The following is a 997-nucleotide window of genomic DNA, read 5'->3' as shown; positions in this document are numbered from 1 at the left end:
ACTCGCCTGACTAAATTGATAAGCCATTGCTGTTTATAGGTTTTTGCCTCTACTGGCAGTCTTGATATAACAGAGAGTGCGCCTTGATAGAGGATTGAACGCAGGTATTTATCGCCACCATGCTTATCTATTCCAATCATAACAACCTTACCTCCACTGCTATGTTGTTTAGGGGTAACACCAACGAAGACAGCCGCATGCCGGCCATTCTTAAAACCTTGACCGTCACCTAAGCAAGCCAGTAAACCAGCTGCACCAATATGGCTAACGCCTTCGAGTTTCATCAAGCGTTTACAAGGTTCTGATTGAGTGACCCATTGCTTTAACTGTAACGTTACCGCTTTGTAGTGCTCTTCTGTTGTTTGATATTGTTACCATAAAATCATAAGCAATGGTTTGATTTGCTCAGGTAAGTCTTTTGATTCTGGCGAATTAAACTGAGTGATGGCTTGCCTTAATGACTTTTTACCTAGCGCGATGGTAGCGCCATATTCAAAGCATAACGCTCGCATGTGGTTACCCAGTGATGTGATTGTTCGGTCAAACTATTTCCGGCTGACTTGAATCGCCTGAATATTCTGTTGTGATAGGTTTTTAACCTGGCAGAAAGTCATTCCTAACTGTGTTGAAGCGATGGCAATACCGATAGCATCATTAGCGTCTGTTTTTTGATTGCTGATATAGGGTTTTACTTTTTTAGGTGCCATCCCTCTGACTTCATGGCCAAATGATTGTGCGACTCGAGCCCAGTAGTGAAAACTGGCACAGCCTTCCATAGCAACGACACAAGGCGGAGAGTTGGCAAGAAGGTCTTTGGTTTTTTGTGGTGACATGGCTTTATTGAATAACAGCTCACCATATGGATTCACTTTACAAACTTGAATGACTTTTTTTGCAAGGTCGAGAGATATTATTGTAGGCTTACTCATGTATGGACTCCTTTTGTTTTGGTCGATACCAACTTACGACTGTAGGTTGGTGGAGTCCATACATCGAG

General features: G+C 42.6%; 3 protein-coding genes. All 3 read right to left on the bottom strand.

Annotation, left to right across the window (positions count from 1 at the left end; all coding sequences use genetic code 11):
• Positions 1-284, bottom strand: a 284-nt coding sequence (locus tag L2717_RS18055; protein WP_248938137.1) for a transposase, incomplete at its 3' end; no start/stop codon positions are given.
• 87 nt (positions 285-371) lie between these two features.
• Positions 372-512, bottom strand: a complete 141-nt coding sequence (locus tag L2717_RS18050; protein WP_246611829.1) for a hypothetical protein — start codon at positions 510-512, stop codon at positions 372-374.
• A 33-nt stretch (positions 513-545) separates the two neighbouring features.
• Positions 546-929 (bottom strand): IS110 family transposase, encoded by a 384-nt coding sequence (locus tag L2717_RS18045; protein WP_246611828.1) that lies wholly within the window; start codon positions 927-929, stop codon positions 546-548.
• Positions 930-997 lie beyond the last annotated feature (68 nt).

It is taken from the genome of Shewanella glacialipiscicola (genome assembly GCF_023283485.1).
Taxonomy (GTDB): Bacteria; Pseudomonadota; Gammaproteobacteria; order Enterobacterales; family Shewanellaceae; genus Shewanella; species Shewanella glacialipiscicola.
The sequence above is the reverse complement of the archived record's forward strand: the minus strand, read 5'-3'. Positions and strand labels throughout refer to the sequence as shown.

Excerpts from the sequence above, each read along its gene's own strand:
- L2717_RS18050 (WP_246611829.1), bottom strand. The coding sequence starts at position 512 with ATGCGAGCGTTATGCTTTGAATATGGCGCTACCATCGCGCTAGGTAAA.
- L2717_RS18045 (WP_246611828.1), bottom strand. The coding sequence starts at position 929 with ATGAGTAAGCCTACAATAATATCTCTCGACCTTGCAAAAAAAGTCATT.